Raw genomic sequence first — 17,822 nt, 5'->3', positions numbered from 1 at the left:
TCAGCCCGCCAGCAGCTTCGCCTTCTGCGCCGCGAACTCCTCGTCGGTGAGGATGCCCTTGTCCCGCAGCCCGCCCAGCTTCTCCAGCTGCGCGATCAGGTCGTCGTCGTCCTGCGCGGCGACCGGAGCGGGCGGCGGGGGAGCCGCGTAGGCCGGCTGGGCGTACTGCTGCTCCTGGTACGCCTGCGCGTCCGACTGCTGCTGCCAGCGCCCGGCCTGCCGCCGGGAGACGCGGTTCGAGACCGCCGTCGCCGTACCGGCGACCACCGCGGTGCGCGCCATGCCACCGATGAGTCCCATGGATCAGCCTTCCTGTTCGAGCGAGTCGAGCGCGGCCATGACCTCGTCGGCCGGGATGCGCCCGCTCGCGATGACGTCGGCACCCTGGCGGCGGAGCGCCGAGACGAAGGGGCCGGCCCAGGTGTTCTCGTAGAGCAGCACCGCCACCGCGTCACCCTCACCCACGAGGGCCGCGCTCGCGGCGAGGTCCTCGTCGTCGAGCAGGCCCGACTCCACGCCGGTGAAGACCGCGAGGTCGAGCTCGCCGTCGCCGTCGAGGTCGGTCAGGGCTACGGCCGCGAACTGGCCGTCGGCGCTCACGACGGCGACGCGCAGGTCGAGCACGCGGATGATGCCGCGGTCGACGAGGTCGACGAGCGCAGCGAACGCCTCACCGGTGAGCTTGGCTCCCGGGAACTCGACGGCCAGGTAGTCGACGGGTCCGACGTCGAGGGTGGATTGGGTCATCAGTCCCTCCTCAGGGATCAGGATGTCTCGACGGTGCCACTCGCCGGAGTACGGCGGTTCACCCGCTTCGGGTGGCTTGTCCCGGCCCACCCCGCCGGGGGTGAGGCGTCACCACCCAGGTGGTCAGCACGATCGGCTCATGACATCCGTGGACGTCATCGCCTCGCCGGTCGCCGCCGACGTCGTCCAGGTCGCGCGGGACCTGGGCGTCGACCCGGCCGTCGGGCTCTCCGCCGAGGAGGCACGCTCGCGGCTCGCGTCGCACGGCCCGAACCGGCTGGCCGCCGGCAAGAAGGAGCCGGCCTGGCGCGCCTTCCTGCGTCAGTACCAGGACTTCATGCAGATCATCCTGCTGGCCGCGGCGCTCGTGAACCAGGTCGTCACCGGCGACGCCGGTACGACGGTCGTGCTCGCCGGCCTGACCGTCTTCAACGCCGTGATCGGGCTCCGTCAGGAAGCCAAGGCCGAGGAGAGCGTCAAGGCGCTCTCCCAGATGATGAAGACCATCGCCCGGGTGCGCAGGGACGGGCAGGCGCTGGAGATCGACGCCCAGGAGCTGGTGCCCGGGGACGTCGTGCTGGTGGAGGCCGGGAACCTGGTGCCCGCCGACGCCCGCGTCGCGCTCGCGGCGACCCTCGAGATCGAGGAGGCCGCGCTCACCGGCGAGAGCCTGCCGGTCAGCAAGTCGACCGACCCGGTGCCCGGCGACGACGTACCCCTGGGCGACCGCACCTGCATGGCGTACATGAACACCTCGGTGACCCGCGGCCGCGGCGAGCTGATCGTGACGTCGACGGGGATGGGCACCGAGATCGGCCACATCGCCGACATGCTGGCGAACACGGAGGCCGGCAAGACTCCCCTGCAGAAGCAGCTGGACTCGCTGTCGAAGATCATCGCCTCGATCGCGGCCGTCGCCCTGGTGCTCGTCGTGCTGCTCGGCCTGGCCCGCGGGGAGTCCTTCGACACGCTGTTCGTCACCGGTGTCGCGCTGGCGGTCGCCGCGATCCCGACCGGGCTGCCGGCCGTCGTCACGGCGCTGCTCTCGATGGGCACCCGTGAGATCGCCCGCCGCAACGCGATCGTCAAGCGGCTCCCTGCGGTCGAGACCCTCGGCTCGACATCGGCGATCTGCTCGGACAAGACGGGGACCCTCACCCTCAACAAGATGACCGCGCGCGAGCTGGTGATCCCCGGCCGGAACCGCTACACCGTCTCGGGGGAGGGCTACAGCACCCGCGGCCAGATCAACCACGTCGGCGGCGAGCACTACGACCTCGACCCCTACCTGCTGCCCATGGTGCTGTGCGCGGACGCCGTCCTCGACGGGGAGAGCCTGATCGGCGACCCGACCGAGGGTGCCCTCATCGTGCTCGGCGCCAAGGGCGGTCTCGACATCACCGAGACCCGGGCGGCGCTGCCCCGGGTGGCGGAGGTGCCGTTCGACTCCGACTACAAGTTCATGGCCACGTTCCACGAGATGACCGCGGACGACGGCCGGCCGGTGGTGCGCTGCTACGTCAAGGGCGCGCCCGACGTGCTCATCGCCCGGGCCACCACGCTGCGTGATCCCGACGGCAGCATCGTGCCGATCACCGACGACAACCGGCACCTGGCGCTCGAGGCCAACGACGCCATCGCGAACGCCGGTGAGCGGGTCATGGTGGTCGCGCAGCGCGACTTCGAGCCGGGCACCGTCCAGGCGGGCAGCGACCTGATCGGTCTGGTCCGGCAGCTGACGCTCCTCGCGATGGTCGGCATCGTCGACCCACCGCGGCCCGAGGCCCGGACGGCGATCGCGGAGTGTCGCGACGCCGGCATCCGGGTCCGGATGATCACCGGCGACCACGCCACCACCGCGGCCGCGATCGCCGGGGAGCTGGGCATCGAGGGCCGGGCCGTCACCGGCACCCAGTTCGCGGCGATGAGCGACGAGCAGCTGCACACCGAGCTCGACGAGATCGGTGTCGTGGCCCGCGTGGCGCCCGAGGACAAGGTGCGGCTGGTCCGGCTGCTCAAGGAGAAGGGGAACGTCGTCGCGATGACGGGGGACGGCGTGAACGATGCCCCGGCCCTCAAGACCGCCGACATCGGCGTCGCGATGGGCATCACCGGCACCGAGGTCTCCAAGGAGGCCGCGGTCATGATCCTCACCGACGACAACTTCGCGACGATCGTCGGAGCCGTGTCGTACGGGCGCACGCTCTACGACAACCTGCTCAAGTACCTCCGCTTCCAGATGTCGACGCTGGTCGCCTACATCGCGATCTTCATCGGCGCGGGCATCATCGGCATCGCGAACGGCGCCCCGCTCAACCCGCTCCAGATCCTCTGGCTGAACATGGTCGTCGACATTCCCCTGGCGATCGCGCTGGGCTTCGACCAGCCGGCCCGAGGGCTGATGTCGCGTCCTCCCCGCCCCGTCGGCGCCCCGGTCCTGTCGCGCAACAACTGGATCCGGCTCTGCGTGCAGGGCGCCGTCATGACCGTCGGCTCGCTGGCGGCGTACCAGATCGGTGACCACGAGGGCAGCCCCGTCCTGGCCGCGACCATGCTCTTGACGACGCTGTCGCTGTTCCATCTCTTCGCCGCGCTGCTGTGCCGCGACCAGACCAACACCGTGTTCGACCGAGAGACGTTCCCGGGCGTGATGCAGCTCCGGCGCTACGGCATCTCGCTGCTCGCGATCGTCGCGATCACCGGCCTCGACTTCCTCGAGCGCATCTTCGACACCACGGGGCTGAGCTTCAACCAGTGGTGCATCGCCGTCGGCATCGCCGCCTCGATCATCCTCGTCGAGGAGCTGATCAAGGTGTTCGTGCGCCGGGCAGAGGTGGTGCCCGCATGAGCGCACTGCCGACGTACGAGGCCGACCAGCTCGCCGGCCTGCTCGCGATCCTGCCCGACGTGGACGCCGTCGAGCTGAAGCTCAGCGTCCCGGACTCCGACCACCGGTCGGCCCTGCGGTCGCTCGGGATCGACTCGCTGGATGCCCAGGTCCGGCAGGTGGCGTTCGTCGAGACACCGGACCTGCGGCTGTTCGGCGCGGGGCTGGTCGTGCGGGCGCGTCGGACCCAGGGCAAGCCCGGTGACACGACCGTGAAGCTGCGGCCGATGCTGCCGGCCGACGTACCGGAGGGGCTGCGGCGGCTGGCCGGCTTCAAGGTCGAGGTGGACGCCTCACCGCAGGGCTACACGTGCTCGTGCTCGCTGACGTCCGAGGTCCCGGACAAGCGTGTGAAGGCCCTGATGGCGGGGGAGCGGGAGCTCGCCGACGTGCTCTCCGACGATCAGCGGGGCGTGCTGCTCGAACGGCTGCCCGACGGGATCGGCCTCGCGGACCTCGTCGTCCTGGGACCGCTGACGCTGCTCAAGGCGAAGTTCGAGCACCCGTCGTACCCCCGGCGCCTGGTCGCCGAGATGTGGTTCCTCCCGGACGGCTCCCGGATCATGGAGCTGTCCGCGAAGTGCAGCCCGCAGGAGGCGTTCCAGGCCGCCGCCGAGACCAAGATCTTCCTGGCCGGGCACGGGCTCGAGCTCGGCGCCCCTCAGGAGATGAAGACCCGATCCGCTCTCGCCGCGCTCGCCGCGGCCCACCAGAAGGAGTAGCGACGTGACCACCTTCACGGTCTGGAAGTTCAACGACCCCGACGGCGCCGCGAACGCCGAGACGGCGCTGCGGAGCGCCCAGACCGACGGCGTGGTGACGATCGTCGACCACGCCGTGATGTCCTGGCCGTCGGGCGCCGACAAGCCCGAGCTGCGCCACCAGCACGACGACTCGAAGCGCGGTGCCGGCTGGGGCGCGCTCTGGGGCATCCTGGGCGGCGCGCTGTTCATGGTCCCGGTCGCCGGCGTCGTCGTCGGCGCGGGCATCGGCGCCCTCGTGAAGGCGACCGACGGCACCGGCATCACGAAGGGCGACCTCGAGCGGATCCGCACCGAGGTCACCGAGGGCACGTCCGCACTCTTCATGGTCACCGAGAACGCGAACCTGGACCGGCTCGGGGAGCGGTTCCACGGTCGCGACGCCACCCTGATCAGCACGAACCTCACCGAGGGCGAGCGCGAGACGCTCCTGGAGACGTTCGGCGGTGGCTGAGGACGCCCCCCGCCGGGACCCGCTCGGGTTGGTCGCCGGCGGGGAGGGCACCATCACCGGCACGGTCGTCTGCGCCGCGGCGATCGCGTACACGGCCGGTCACAGCGACACGATCTGGCAGGTGTCCGCCGCGATCCTCGGCACGGTGTTCGTCTACTGGCTCGCGCACCTGCACGCCGTCACCGTGGGCAGCTCGCTGACCCGGGGACACCATCCGCTGGCGGCGCTCCGCCACGGGCTCCACGAGACGTGGCCGATCCTCGGCGCCTCCGTGGTGCCGCTCGTCGTGCTGCTCGGGAGCAGGCTGTTCGGCGCGGAGATCAAGACTGCGGGTTGGATCGCGCTGCTCGTCTCGATCGCACTCCTCACCCGCTACAGCTGGGTCGCCGGCCGGCGCGGCGGGCTCGACACCTGGGGTTGCGTCGCCAGCGCGGCGGCCGGCTTCGGGCTCGGGCTGGTGGTCGTGCTGCTCAAGGTGGCGCTGCACTGAGTGCTGCCGGCAGGCTGGAGATGGTCGAGCTCCTCGAGCGCGGTGACTGTCGGTGGCTTGCGGGCTGGCTTGGGTGCGGACCGACAGGCAGCGAAGCGGGTACGGCGGGCTCGGGTCGTTGAGGCTTCCCGGCTTGCGGGCCGCTTGGACTCGCAGCTGGCTGCGGGTCCTGGGTGGTGGCGACCGACACGCACCGACGCGGGTACGGCGCGCGGGTGGTCGCCGTGGCTTCCCGGCTTGCGGGTCCGCGCCGGGAGATCAGTCGTCCCTGCACGGGTGCTCGGGGCGGCGCGATCTGCCGGCTTCCAGGTCCGCGGCAGCTGCTGGGAAATTTCTGCTGAGGAATCTTCGTGGATTGTCCGAATGCTGGTCAAAACAAGGGTTCTGAGGGTCTCAGTGTCGGTGGCCGGTGCTTGAGTTGAACCATGACAGCGATGACCACACCTCGGCACCGGGTGTCGGTCGCGGTCGCGCGGATGCGGGGTGCGGCCGACGCCGTGGCGGATGCGTCGGTGTGGTCGATGGATGCCATCGAGACGGCGGGGACGCTGATCGAGCTGACCCGGTTGGAGGCGCAGGTCTGCGAGCTGAAGGCCCGGGTGGCGGCGCACGCCGAGGAGCTGCACGTCGGCCAGAACGTCGGCGCGTCCAGTGCCGCGAACTGGCTGGCGCACGAGACCAGGGCGACCCGGTCGGCCGCGTATGCCGCGGTCCGGTTGGGGCGTGACCTCGAGGGTCACTCGCTGACCCGGGAGGCGTTGGCGGCCGGGCGGGTGCTGGCCGACCAGGCGCGGGTGGTGATCCGGTGGGTCGAGGACCTGCCCTCCACGGTCCCGGCCGGGAAGGTCGCCGCGGCCGAGGCGCACCTGCTGGAGCTGGCCCGCCACCACGACGCGACGGCGTTGAACCGGCTCGGGAAGCACCTGTTCGAGGTGGTCGCCCCCGAGGAGGCCGACGCCCGCGAAGCCGCGCTCCTGGCCAAGGAGGAGGCCGCCGCCGCCAAGGCCTGCCGGCTCACCGGGTACGACGACGGCCACGGCAAGGCGCACTTCCGGGGCACCCTGCCCAGCTACCACTGGGCCGCGCTGCGGAAGATGCTCGGCGCCCTGGCCGCACCCCGACACCAGGCCGCCACCCAGGGGCCCGGGGTGGAGCGGCCGGAGACCCCCGAGGCGCTGGGGCGCGCGTTGTGCGAGCTGATCGAGCGCTACCCCGCCGACCAGCTCCCGACCACCGGCGGCGTCTCGGCCACCGCGGTGGTGCTCCTCGACCTCGACGTACTGCTCGGCCGGCTCGAGAAGGCGGGGGTGTTGGACACCGGGGAGAAGATCTCCCCCGCCCTGGCCCGCCGGCTGGCCTGCCAGGCCGGGATCATCCCCGTGGTCCTGGACGGCGACTCCCAGCCCCTCGACGTGGGCCGCAAGCGGCGGCTGTTCACCGAGGCCCAACGGACCGCGATGCTGGTCCGCGACCGCGGCTGCCGCGCCCAGGGCTGCGACCGCACCACCGGCCTGCACGCCCACCACAAGACCCGGTGGACCGACGGCGGCCACACCGACCTCGCCGACGGCATCTCCCTGTGCCCCTGGCACCACGCCCGCGCCCACGACACCAACTACCGGACCACCCACCACCCCAACGGCGACGTCACCTTCCACCGGCGGACGTGACGGCGAGCGCGCTACAGCTCTAGCCCCTCGGCGTGCGACTTCGTCTCGAGATCGGGCAGTCGGACCATGCGGAAGGACGTCACCAGACCGGCCAGGGCGGCGAGCAGCGGCACCAGCAGACCGATCTGCAGGGCGCGCGGCCGTGCGTCGGTGTTGATCCGGACGATCTCGTCCTGCACCGCCGCCGGCTCGCCGGCGAGCTGTTGCTCCAGCTGGGTGTTGCTCATGACCTGGGCGTCGTCCTCGAGCGCTTCGGCGACCTGCGCCTTGTCGTCGGGCGGGAGGACCGTGCTGTCGTTCGCCATCGAGGTGAACGTTGCCGACAGGGCGGCCAGCATGATCGCACCGGAGAACGCCAGGCCGAAGGACAGGCCGAAGGAGCCGGCGGCCGAGTTCACGGCCGCGGCCTCGCTGACCCGCTCCTCCTCGATCGGCGCGAGCGTGTAGTTGTTCAGCTGCGAGACGAGCAGGCCGAGCCCGGACCCGGTGACGACCAGTGCGGGCGCGAGCGCCCAGCCGGAGTCGGCCCGCGGCACCACCACGAGCACGACGGCGATGCCGACGATCAGCAGCGCGAAGCCCAGGCGGACGATCGTCGGGGCCCGCCGGTGCGCGGCCCGGCGACCGGCCAGCATGGAGACCGCGAACATCGACAGCGAGAGCGGCGCGAGGGAGAGGCCGGCCTCCAGGGCGTTGTACTCCAGGACCATCTGGAGATAGATCGGGAGCGTGATCATCGCGCCGCCGAGGGCGATCTGCTGGAGCATCTGGCTGGAGATGCCGAGCCTGAAGTGCGGCGACTCGAAGAGCACGGGGTCGACCAGTGCGGGGCGACCGGAGCGCTTGCGGCGCACCAGCCAGTACGCCAGGGAGCCCAGCCCGACCAGCCCGACGGCGATGAGCGCGCCGACGGCCTCGCCGCCCTCCTGCCAGACCAGGATCCCGAGCACCAGGCCACCCATGCCGAGCACCGAGAGCAACGCTCCCACGAGGTCGATGCGCCGGGGACCGGCGTAGGGCACGTCCTTCACCAGGCCGAGGCCGGACAGGACGACGAGGATGATCAGCGCCTCCATCAGGAAGCCGACCCGCCAGGAGAGCGCGGTCGTGAGGAAGCCGCCGATCAGCGGGCCGACGGCTGCCGCGATCGCCGCAGAGGCGCCGACAAGGGCGTAGACGCGCTTCTGCGCCGCTCCCTCGAAGTTGCCGTGGATCAGCGCCTGCATGCCGGGCAGCAGCAGCGCCGCACCGATGCCGCCGATGACCGCCCAGAACACGATGATCGGCAGGATGCTCTGCGCGAGCGTCATCGCCACCGCGCCGACGCCGTAGGCGCAGAGGCCGAGGGTGTAGGCGAGCTTGCGGCCGATCAGGTCGGCGACCTTGCCGCCGATCAGGATGAACGCCGCCGACACGAGCGCCTCGAGCGCGATCGCGGACTGCACGCCGCTCACCGTCGCGTCGATGTCCTGGACGACCGCCGAGATCGACACGTTCATCAGCGACGTGTCGACGACGAGCACGAACATCGCCATGGCGAGCAGGATCGCCAGACGGCGGTTGAAGACAGGCTCCACGGCCCGACGGTACGGGCCCCCCGGCCCCGGCCGTCTCGGACGAAACGGGTGAACCTAGGGCACGTACTCCTGCAGCAGGCCGACCTGGTTCACCGGGCGGTCGTCCGACGTGAGCGTCATCGAGCCGATCGAGATGCTCGGGCCGCCTTGCCACTCGGTGCCCGCGCGGGTCCGCAGCCCGGTCGTCTGCCAGAGCTTCGCACCGGCCTCGGTGCCGGGCAGCTGGCGGACGTCGAGGTCGATCCGGTCGTCGTACACGCGGGCGAGCATGTACGTCGCCTGGCCGCGGTAGAGCAGGCCGCCGGTCGACACCTGGGTGAGGCCGTCAGCCTGGCGCATCGTGGTCGCGTGCACCTCGCCGTTGATGTAGAGGTCGACGCCGTACCGGGCCATCGTGCGCCACAGCGGCGAGTCCTCGCCGCCCTCGATGTGCCCGCCGGAGGAGGACACCTCGCGGACCGGGTAGAGCACCGGGTTGTGGCCCTGCACGATCACCCACGGGACGTGCTGCTCGCGCGCCCTCTCCAAGGTGTGGCGAAGCCACGCGAGCTGACCGCCGGTCACCTCGAGGTGCACGTTGCCGTCGCGGCGGTGGAACTCGTCGAGCGAGACCAGCAGGACGTCGGGGGAGAGGTGGGTGGCGTACGACGTGTGCGCGAACGACGTGCGGAAGGGCCGGTCGGAGTAGCGCGGCTCGCCCGACGGCTTCCGGGTCAGGTACCTCGCGAACATCCGCTTGAACAGCGCGACGTGGTGGCGCTTGAACGACGTCCAGGGGCTGGTGTCGTCCCACGGGTTGTCGCCGATGTCGTGGTCGCCGAGCGCGGCGTGCACCGTCAGCCCGCGCTCCTCGAACCGCTTCACGTAGGCCGCGTAGTAGAAGCGCGCGGCACGTCGTACGGCGGCGGCACGCTCGGCGTCGGTGTCGACGGGCCCGAAGAGGCCCGTGTCGCCGTAGTCGCGGCCCCAGCGGCCCTCGACCAGGTCACCGGCGACGAGGACCGAGCCGGGATGGGTGGCGGCGATGTCGTCGAGGAAGGCGTCGATGTAGTGCTGGAGCTGGGGCGTCCAGGAGTTGGGGTCACCGGGCTTCCACGTGGGCAGCTTCCGGACGTCCCCCACGTCCTGGTTGAGGAAGTCCGGGGCGGCCACGAACTCGTAGTTCGGTGTCATGTCCGCGCCGGCCGGCGGGTTCCACGCGTGCACGACGTCGGGCCGGGGATCCTCCCGGGCCGTCGTCGAGAGCGGGTCCCGTGCCAGGCAGCCGGCTGCGGCCAGGGAGACGCACAGCACGGCCACCGACGCCTGCCATCCACGCAGGCGTCGTGGCGGTGGTGGCGGTCGAGAGGGGATGGGGAAGCCTCCGGGCGTCAGCGGCGGTGCTCGTCCATCCACGCCTCGACCTCGGCCGAGGTGCGCGGAAGAGCGCTGGAGAGGTTCTCGTACCCACTCGCGGTCACGAGGATGTCGTCCTCGATGCGGATGCCGATCCCGCGCAGTTCCTCCGGGACGAGCAGGTCGTCCTCCTGGAAGTAGAGCCCGGGCTCGACGGTCAGCACCATGCCCTCGGCCAGGGTGCCCTCGGCGTACGCCGCGGGCGCGGCCTGGCCGCAGTCGTGCACGTCCATGCCGAGCATGTGGCTGGTGCCGTGCAGGGTCCAGCGGGCGTACACGCGGCTGTCCGGGTCGAGTGCCTCCTCGGCGGACACCGGCAGCAGCTTCATGTCCGCCAGCGCGTGGGCGAGCACCTCCATCGCCGCGTTGTGCGCGACCTTGAACGGCTCACCCGGGCGGATCGCCTCGATGCCGGCCTGCTGGGCGGCGTGGACGAGGTCGTAGAGCTCGCGCTGCAGGCTGGTGAAACGCCCGTCCACGGGCAGCGTCCGCGTGACGTCGGCGGTGTAGAGCGAGCGGTTCTCGACGCCCATGTCGAGCAGCACCAGCGTGCCGGGCGTGATCGGGCCGGTGTTGTCGATCCAGTGCAGCGTGGTCGCGTGGGAGCCGCCGCCGACGATCGAGTCGTAGCCGATGTCGTTGCCCATCGCGCGGGCGCGGCGGAAGAAGGTGCCCTCGATCCAGCGCTCGCCGTACCTCAGCACCTCGTCCCACTCGCGGACCGAGTCCTCGAAGCCGAGCGTGGTGATGTCGCAGGCCTCCTGGAGCTGCTCGACCTCCCAGGCGTCCTTGACGAGCCGGAGCTCGGACGCGACCCGGGCCAGGTCGTCGTCGGTGGTGATGTCGCGGGTCTTGCGGTCGTCGTCGAACGACGGGAGGTCCTCGATGTGGCGGACCTCGAGCCCGAGCGCGTCGGACATCTCCTTCAGCGACGGGCGGCGGCCCACCCACAGCTCGCCGTACTGCCGGTCGCGGAAGAACTCGTCGGTGTCGCGCGACGAGCGCGGCCGGGCGTACAGGACCGACTCCCCGTCGTCCACGACCAGCACCGCGTCGCTGGTCTGGTTGCCCGAGAAGTAGGTGTGGGCGGTGTCGGGGCGGAACCGGTAGTCGGTGTCGTACGACCGCACCTTGAAGGTGCCGGCCGGCAGCACCAGGCGGTCGCCCGGGAACGTCGCGGCCAGCTTCGAGCGGCGCTCGGCGGCACGGGCCGCGACCGGCTCCACGGCCAGGTCGAGCTCGCGGTCTCCCCAGCCCTCCCGCATGAATGCGGCGTACGCGGCGGGTACGGCGGGGTCGTGGGACTCTGTCCTGGGCTCGACGGTCTCCGGCGTGCTCTGCTCGCTCACGGCGCCATCGTACGCCGGGGCCGGAGGGGCCCGGACACCCACCGATAGGCTGCGCGGCATGCGAGGAGCCCGCCGCGAGAGCGTTGCCTTCACGGTCGTCGTGACCGTGCTGGTGACCCTCGGGGCTCTCGCGATGCTGGCCGTCCTGGCGCTCTCGGGCGCACCGCGGACACTGCTGCTGGCCACCGTGCTCGCCGCCGTGCCGGTGGGCCCGCTGGTGGGCTGCTACCTGTGGTTGGACCGCTACGAGCCCGAGCCGCGCACGCTGCTCGCCGCCGGGCTGCTGTGGGGCTGCTTCGTGGCGACGGCGGTCGCGCTGCTGGTGCAGGGCGTCGGCGGGTTCGTCGTCACGTTCACCGACCGGCAGAGCCTCGAGGTGGTCGCCCCGCTCTCGGAGGAGGCGAGCAAGGGGCTCTTCCTGTTCCTCCTGCTCTGGTGGCGGCGGGGTGAGCTGGACGGCGTCCTCGACGGCATCGTGTACGCCGGCATGGTCGGCATCGGATTCGCCTTCACCGAGAACATCCTCTACCTGGCCGCCGCCTACAACGGCACTGACGGCTCCGGCCCCGGCGGGACGGACGCGCTCACGACCACGTTCGTCGTCCGCTGCCTCGTCAGCCCGTTCGCGCACCCCCTCTTCACGACCTTCACCGGCATCGGCGTCGGTCTCGCGGTCAACGCCCGCAGCGGCACCGCGCGTTTCCTGTGGCCGGTCCTGGGCTACGGGTGTGCCGTGGCAGCGCACGCGATCTGGAACACCTCGACCGTCTACGGCTTCGACAACTTCGCGGTCCTGTACGTCGTGCTGATGGCACCCGCGTTCCTGGCGGTGCTGGGGCTGGCGATCTGGTCCCGCAGCTCCGAGCGCCGGATGCTCGCCGCCGCGCTCGCGGATGCGGCCCGGCGCGGGCTGATCCCGGCCACCGACATCGGCTGGGTCGTGGACCTCGGCGCCCGGCGTACGGCGCGGGCCTACGCACGCCGTTCCGGGGGGAGGCCAGCGGAGCGCGCCATGCAGGAGTACCAGCAGGCGGCCATCGAGCTCGGGTTCTTGCACTACCGTCTTCTGCGGGGGACACCTCCGCCCGACTACGTGGCGCGTGGCCAGCGGTTCCTGCAGAGGATCGACCGGCTGCGCCCCTCGATCGCTTTCCCCGGACAGGTGGTACCCACTCGATGAGCGTGTCTCGCGACCAGAACACCCGGATGCTCACCGCCCTGGTGCAGCTTCGTGGTGCGCTGCAGGCCGCCCGGCTCCCGCTCGAGCTCCCCGGCGTCGTCGAGCTGCGCGCCGCGCGGCAGCAGATGATCGACCAGCTCGAGGACTACGCCATCCCGCGGCAGATGAGCGTGGACGCGCCCCTGCTCGTCGTGGTCGGCGGCTCGACCGGTGCCGGCAAGTCCACGCTGGTGAACTCCCTCGTCGGGCGCCGGGTCACCGCCTCCGGCCTGCTCCGCCCGACCACGCGGTCGCCGGTGCTGGTGCACCACCCGGACGAGGCGCACTGGTTCGGCCAGGACCGGCTGCTGCCCGACCTGGTCCGCGTCCAGCACAGCACCGACGACCCGCACTCGCTGCAGCTGGTGGCGGCGGACACGGTGCCCGCGGGGCTCGCGGTGCTGGACGCTCCGGACGTCGACTCGGTGGAGGAGCACAACCGGGTGCTGGCGGGGCAGCTGCTGGCCGCGGCCGACCTGTGGCTGTTCGTGACCTCGGCGGCGCGCTACTCCGACCAGGTGCCGTGGCAGCACCTCAAGCAGGCCGCCGAGCGGTCGACCGCCGTCGCCCTCGTGCTCGACCGGACCCCGGCCGACGCGGTCCAGACCGTGGCCGCGCACCTGGCGCGGATGATGGCCAGCCGCGGCCTCAAGGACTCACCGCTGTTCACCGTCAACGAGGCACCGGTCTCCGAGGACGGCCTGCTCCCGCCGGCCGAGGTCGCCGACATCCGCGCCTGGCTGGTCGCCCTCGCGGCCGACACGGATGCCCGGGAGGGCGTGGTCCGGCGGACCCTGGACGGCAGCGTCCGCACGCTGGCGCGCCAGTCGCACACGATCGCGGACGCGGTCGAGGCCCAGCTCGGGGCTGCGGACGAGCTGAGGGCGGCCGCCGACGCGGCGTACGACGACGCCTCCGCGTCACTGGCGGCCGAGGCCACCGACGGCACCCTGCTGCGCGGCGAGGTGCTCGCCCGCTGGCAGGACCTGGTCGGCACCGGCGAGCTGCTCCGCTCCCTGGACCAGCGGGTCGGACGCCTGCGAGACAGGGTCGTGAACGCCGTGAAGGGCACCCCACAGGCTGCCGACCGGGTCGCGCACGCGATCGAGGCCGGCGCCGAGTCGCTGGTGCTCGACCACGCCGAGTCCGCTGCCGAGCGCGTGCACGCCGAGTGGGCCGGGTCCGACGCCGGACGGGCGCTGCTGGCGCCCGGCCTCGAGCGGGCCACCGAGGACCTCCGCCGGCGGGCGGAGGCCGAGATCCGCGGCTGGCAGCAGGAGGTCGTGGAGCTGGTGCGCTCGGAGGCGTCTGAGAAGAGGGCGAGCGCGACGTTCCTCGCCTACGGTGCGCAGGGCCTCGGCACGGCGCTGATGGTCCTGGCGCTCACGAGCTCGGCCGAGGGCCGGGCGGCGGAGGCGGCCCGGCCGGGCCGCACGCTGCTGGACGCCGTGCTCGGTGCCGAGGCCGTGGCGGATCTCGTCGAGCGAGCGGCGGCCTCGCTCGACCGCCGGATGGCCGGACTGCTGGTCGAGGACCGTCGGCGCTTCCACGGCGTGCTCGCGGGGCTCGACCTGCCGACGGACAGCGCCGAGCCCCTGCGGGCCGCCTCCAGGCGGGTCGACGACCGGCGGTTCGAGCAGGCCCGTGGCGGAGCCGACACGGCGATCCACGACGTGAACCCCTAGTCTGGGGACAGCAACACCGCCGCCGAGGGAGAACATGACGTCCACGCTCGAGGGGGCCAGGCAACTGGTGACCCGCGGTACCGACCTCGGTGCCCGCATCGAGGGCCTCGACGACGCCACCCAGGCTGCGCGCGGCCGCCTCGACGACGACCTCGTCGGCGAGGCCCAGGAGGTCATCGACCGCGCCGCCGGACGGCTCCGGCTCTCCGCGCGGCACACGGTGGTCGCGATCGCCGGCGCGACCGGCTCCGGCAAGTCCTCGACGTTCAACGCACTGACCGGCCTCGAGCTGTCCGCGGTCGGCGTCCGCCGGCCGACGACGTCGTGGGCGTCCGCGTGCGTCTGGGGCACCGACGGCGCCGACGAGCTGCTCGAGTGGCTCGGCATCCCGCCCCGGCACCAGACCACCCGCGACTCGATGCTCGACTCGGGCCGGCGCAACGCGCAGTCCGACCTGGACGGGGTCGTGCTCCTCGACCTGCCGGACCACGACTCGACCGAGGTCGCCCACCACCTCGAGGTGGACCGGCTGGTCGCCCTCGCGGACCTGCTGGTGTGGGTGCTGGACCCGCAGAAGTACGCCGACGCGGCGATCCACGACCGCTACCTGGCGCCCTCCGCGGGTCACCAGGACGTGATGGTCGTCGTGCTCAACCACATCGACACCGTGCCCGAGGAGCGGCGCCAGTCGATGCTCGACGACATCCGCCGGCTGCTCGACGCGGACGGTCTCGACCGGGTGCCGGTGCTCGCCGTGAGCGCCCGTCAGGGCACCGGCATCGACGAGCTGCGCGCCGAGATCGCCCGGCGCGCCGCCGACAAGCAGGCGACCAGCGCCCGGATCGACGCCGACGTGCGTGCCGTGGCGGCCCGGCTCGCCGAGGAGTCCGGCAGTGCACCGACCCGCGCGCTGTCCGAGGGACGCGTGGCGGCTCTCGACGAGGCGTTCGCGGAGGCGGCCGGCGTGCCGGTCGTCGTGGACGCGGTCGAGCGAGCGACCCGTGCGAAGGTCGGCCGGGCCACGGGCTGGCCGATCGTCGGCTGGCTCGGCGGCATCAGGCCGGACCCGTCACGCAGGCTCGACCTCGACCTGGGGGACGACGCCCGCCAGCTGAGCGGTCGCGCGCGCTCCGCCGTACCGGAGGCGACCCAGGTGCAGCGCGCCCGCGTCGACACCGAGGTCCGCGCGCTCGCCGACGAGGTGTCCGCCGGCCTGAACCGACCATGGGTCGACGCGGTCCACCGGGCGTCGGTCTCCCGGCTCGACGAGCTCGGTGACCGACTCGACGCGGCGCTCGCGGCGACCGAGGTCGGCGCCAGCCGGACGCCGGCCTGGGCGTGGCTGGTGCGCGTCGTGCAGTGGCTGCTGCTCGCGGCGGCCGTCGTGGGGCTGGTGTGGACCGGGGGTCTCCTCGGCACCGGGAAGCTCTCCGATCCCGACACGCCGCAGGTGGCCGGTGTCGCGCTCGCGCTGGTGCTGCTGGTCGGCGGGTTGGTGCTCGGCATCCTGCTCGGCCTCGTCTGCCGTCTGGGAGCAGCGGGGGTCGGCCGCAGGCGCGGCGAGCTCGCCGACCAGCGGCTGCGCACGGCGGTCTCCGAGGTGTCGCGCGAGCTCGTGGTCGTCCCGGTGGACGCGGAGCTGACGGCGTACACCTCGGTGCGGTCGGCACTCGACCGCGTGCTCGGGTAGCCCACTTCCTCTCCACCGCGTCACTCCCGCCCGGGTTCTCCCCAGGTCGCTCCGGGGCTCCTCGAACCTGTCGGCTCTCCCGCCGAGCCTCGGACCACACCCCGAACCGAGGCAAGGAGACCCGATGAACGACAGCACCATCACCGTGCGCGGCTGGATCGGTGGCGACGTGGACCTGCGCAAGGCCGGCGAGGTGCCGGTCGCGAGCTTCCGGCTCGCCTGCACGCCGCGGCGGTTCAACCCCCGCACCGAGACCTGGTCCGAGAGCGGCACCCAGTGGTACACCGTGACCTGCTGGCGCGGCCTGGGACAGAACGCCGCCCGCTCGCTGCGGCGCGGCGACCCGGTCGTGGTCCACGGCCGGCTGGAGCTGCGCACCTACGTCAACGGCAACAACGTCGAGGTCGAGGCGCTGGAGATCGAGGCCTCCGCCGTCGGTCACGACCTGAGCCGGGGCACCAGCCAGTTCACCCGGACGCCGAAGCAGCAGCCGGAGCCGACCGAGCCGACCGAGCAGCCCGGCCAGCCCGATCGGCCGGTGGCCGAGACGCCGGCCGCGTGAGCGTCAGCTGCCCCAGTCCTGCTGCCAGCTCCGCGCCTCGACGACCGCGCGGAGCTCGGCGAGCGTCATCGGCGGGTGGTCGGTGTCGGTGGAGGAGTCGCGACCCCACTTCGCGTCGGAGCTGTTGGACGCGGCCGCGTACACGACGCCGCCGTCCGGGGTGAGGTGGGTCGCCTCGACCACGACGACCCCGCTGGTGGCGGTGCGCGACTCCCGGCCGACCACGTCGCCCGCCGCGTTGCGCACCTCGGTGCACGAGTCGGGCGCCGAGAGGTTGCCGGGGCAGGTGGTGAGGTCGGTGACGAACGCGCCGCCGTCGTCCGCGGGCGGGTAGAGGACGACGTTCACGCCGCCCGCGTCCCCGTCGTCGTCGGTCACGTCGACCTGGAGCCAGCCATCGTCGACCGCCGACATCGTCATGCTGATCGACAGCCGGTCGGGCAGCAGGAAGCCCAGCCGGTGGTCCATCTCGAGGCCCGGCATGTCCCACCACCCGGGCGCCGGCTCGTCGACGTCGGGCGGCGGGAGCGCCCGCCCCTCGTGCGCGACCTGGCCCCCCGTCGAGGTGCCGGCCGCCAGCAGCGGCACGGCGAGCGCCGCCACCGCGGCGCCGGCGGCGAGGCCACCGAGGACGACGCCGGTGCGCCGGCGCCGGCGCACCGCCCGGCCGCGCCGGACCGAGGCGTCGTGCAGGCGCGTGGCCGGGACGTCGAGGTCGGCGACCGCCCGGCCGAGGAGGGCGTGCAGCTCGGCGGCGGTGGTGTCGGTGTCCAGATCGGTCATCGGGTGCTCCCGTTCGTCTGCGGCTCGGTGAGCAGACCGCGCAGCGCCCGGAGCGCGCGCAGGCTGCGGTTCTTGACGGCCGCCTCGCTGAGATCCAGCTCGGCGGCCGTGTCGGCAACGCTGTGGTCCTCCCAGAAGCGCAGCACGACCACGGCCCGGTCCAGCGGCGCCAGCTTCGCGAGAGCCGACAGCAGCGCGAGCCGTTCGGCCGGGTCGGTGTCCGTGGTCACCCGGTCGGGCAGGTCGGCGGTCGGCAGCTCGGTCGAGCTGCGCCGCCGCCGGTCGGAGAGGAACGACTTGACCAGCACCCCGTGCACGTAGGCGACCGGGTCGTCGGCGGAGCGGACCCGCCACCAGGCGGCGTACGCCTTGGCCAGGGCCGTCTGCACCAGGTCCTCCGCGGCGTGCGAGGAGGTGGTCAGGAGATAGGCGCTCCGGTACAGCTGGGGTGAGCGCGCGGCGACGAACTCCGCGAACTCAGTGTCCAGGTGCCTCGATCGGCCCACGGGCCCTCCGTCCCTCGCGTCGCGCCTCCGCCGTGGAGGCCGTCACC

The 17,822-nt window shown here is 72.5% G+C and carries 16 protein-coding genes; 9 read left to right on the top strand and 7 right to left on the bottom strand.

The genetic code is table 11. The annotated features are described in order from the left end of the window. A complete protein-coding gene (locus N538_RS0110265) occupies nt 1-300 on the bottom strand; it encodes an SHOCT domain-containing protein (RefSeq protein ID WP_028637238.1) in 300 nt (99 codons plus the stop codon). A gap of 3 nt (nt 301-303) precedes the next feature. Then, entirely contained in the window at nt 304-747 is a 444-nt protein-coding gene (locus N538_RS0110260; RefSeq protein ID WP_028637237.1) for a DUF6325 family protein, read from the bottom strand. Nucleotides 748-886: 139 nt separating this feature from the next. On the opposite strand from N538_RS0110260, the gene N538_RS0110255 reads away from it, so the two are divergent. The 5 genes from N538_RS0110255 to N538_RS24770 all read left to right on the top strand — a co-directional run bounded on the left by N538_RS0110255 (nt 887) and on the right by N538_RS24770 (nt 7,009). Further along, nucleotides 887-3,595: a cation-translocating P-type ATPase gene (locus N538_RS0110255; protein WP_028637236.1), complete on the top strand. Its 2,709-nt coding sequence runs from the start codon at nt 887-889 to the stop codon at nt 3,593-3,595. Then, a complete protein-coding gene (locus N538_RS24780) occupies nt 3,592-4,356 on the top strand; it encodes a hypothetical protein (protein ID WP_051549135.1) in 765 nt (254 codons plus the stop codon). Before N538_RS0110255 ends, N538_RS24780 begins: the two co-directional genes overlap by 4 nt. 4 nt (nt 4,357-4,360) lie before the next feature. Then, a complete protein-coding gene (locus N538_RS0110245; RefSeq protein WP_028637235.1) occupies nt 4,361-4,849 on the top strand; it encodes a DUF1269 domain-containing protein in 489 nt (162 codons plus the stop codon). Continuing rightward, nucleotides 4,842-5,339, top strand: a complete 498-nt coding sequence (locus tag N538_RS27365; protein WP_051549134.1) for a hypothetical protein — start codon at nt 4,842-4,844, stop codon at nt 5,337-5,339. The genes N538_RS0110245 and N538_RS27365 overlap by 8 nt, the downstream gene beginning before the upstream one ends. Before the next feature lie 425 nt (nt 5,340-5,764). Continuing rightward, a complete protein-coding gene (locus N538_RS24770) occupies nt 5,765-7,009 on the top strand; it encodes an HNH endonuclease signature motif containing protein (protein ID WP_081790398.1) in 1,245 nt (414 codons plus the stop codon). Between the two features lie 11 nt (nt 7,010-7,020). Here N538_RS24770 and N538_RS0110230 read toward each other — a convergent pair whose 3' ends face one another. The 3 genes from N538_RS0110230 to N538_RS0110220 form a co-directional block, all read right to left on the bottom strand. Beyond that, nucleotides 7,021-8,586: an MFS transporter gene (locus N538_RS0110230; protein WP_028637234.1), complete on the bottom strand. Its 1,566-nt coding sequence runs from the start codon at nt 8,584-8,586 to the stop codon at nt 7,021-7,023. Between the two features lie 54 nt (nt 8,587-8,640). After that, a complete protein-coding gene (locus N538_RS0110225; RefSeq protein ID WP_028637233.1) occupies nt 8,641-9,885 on the bottom strand; it encodes a metallophosphoesterase family protein in 1,245 nt (414 codons plus the stop codon). A 71-nt stretch (nt 9,886-9,956) separates the two neighbouring features. Continuing rightward, entirely contained in the window at nt 9,957-11,330 is a 1,374-nt protein-coding gene (locus N538_RS0110220; protein WP_028637232.1) for an aminopeptidase P family protein, read from the bottom strand. Between the two features lie 58 nt (nt 11,331-11,388). On the opposite strand from N538_RS0110220, the gene N538_RS0110215 reads away from it, so the two are divergent. The 4 genes from N538_RS0110215 to N538_RS24760 all read left to right on the top strand — a co-directional run bounded on the left by N538_RS0110215 (nt 11,389) and on the right by N538_RS24760 (nt 16,486). Further along, nucleotides 11,389-12,510, top strand: coding sequence for a PrsW family intramembrane metalloprotease (locus N538_RS0110215; protein ID WP_028637231.1), 1,122 nt, complete (start codon nt 11,389-11,391; stop codon nt 12,508-12,510). Next, on the top strand, nt 12,507-14,234 hold the full coding sequence (locus N538_RS0110210) for a dynamin family protein (protein WP_028637230.1): 1,728 nt from the start codon (nt 12,507-12,509) through the stop codon (nt 14,232-14,234). Before N538_RS0110215 ends, N538_RS0110210 begins: the two co-directional genes overlap by 4 nt. Nucleotides 14,235-14,301: 67 nt before the next feature. Beyond that, on the top strand, nt 14,302-15,924 hold the full coding sequence (locus N538_RS24765) for a GTPase (RefSeq protein WP_231496190.1): 1,623 nt from the start codon (nt 14,302-14,304) through the stop codon (nt 15,922-15,924). 124 nt (nt 15,925-16,048) lie between these two features. Further along, nucleotides 16,049-16,486 carry a single-stranded DNA-binding protein gene (locus N538_RS24760; RefSeq protein WP_081790397.1) on the top strand — a complete coding sequence of 146 codons (438 nt, stop codon included), beginning with the start codon at nt 16,049-16,051 and terminating at the stop codon, nt 16,484-16,486. A 3-nt stretch (nt 16,487-16,489) separates the two neighbouring features. On the opposite strand, the gene N538_RS0110195 is transcribed toward N538_RS24760, so the two are convergent. Both N538_RS0110195 and N538_RS0110190 read right to left on the bottom strand, forming a co-directional pair. Then, complete coding sequence (locus N538_RS0110195) at nt 16,490-17,269, bottom strand: hypothetical protein (RefSeq protein WP_028637229.1); 780 nt, start codon at nt 17,267-17,269, stop codon at nt 16,490-16,492. Next, nucleotides 17,266-17,775: a SigE family RNA polymerase sigma factor gene (locus tag N538_RS0110190; protein ID WP_028637228.1), complete on the bottom strand. Its 510-nt coding sequence runs from the start codon at nt 17,773-17,775 to the stop codon at nt 17,266-17,268. Before N538_RS0110190 ends, N538_RS0110195 begins: the two co-directional genes overlap by 4 nt. Between the last annotated feature and the right edge of the window lie 47 nt (nt 17,776-17,822).

It is taken from the genome of Nocardioides sp. URHA0032 (genome assembly GCF_000620645.1).
GTDB lineage: Bacteria > Actinomycetota > Actinomycetes > Propionibacteriales > Nocardioidaceae > Nocardioides.
The sequence above is the reverse complement of the archived record's forward strand: the minus strand, read 5'-3'. Positions and strand labels throughout refer to the sequence as shown.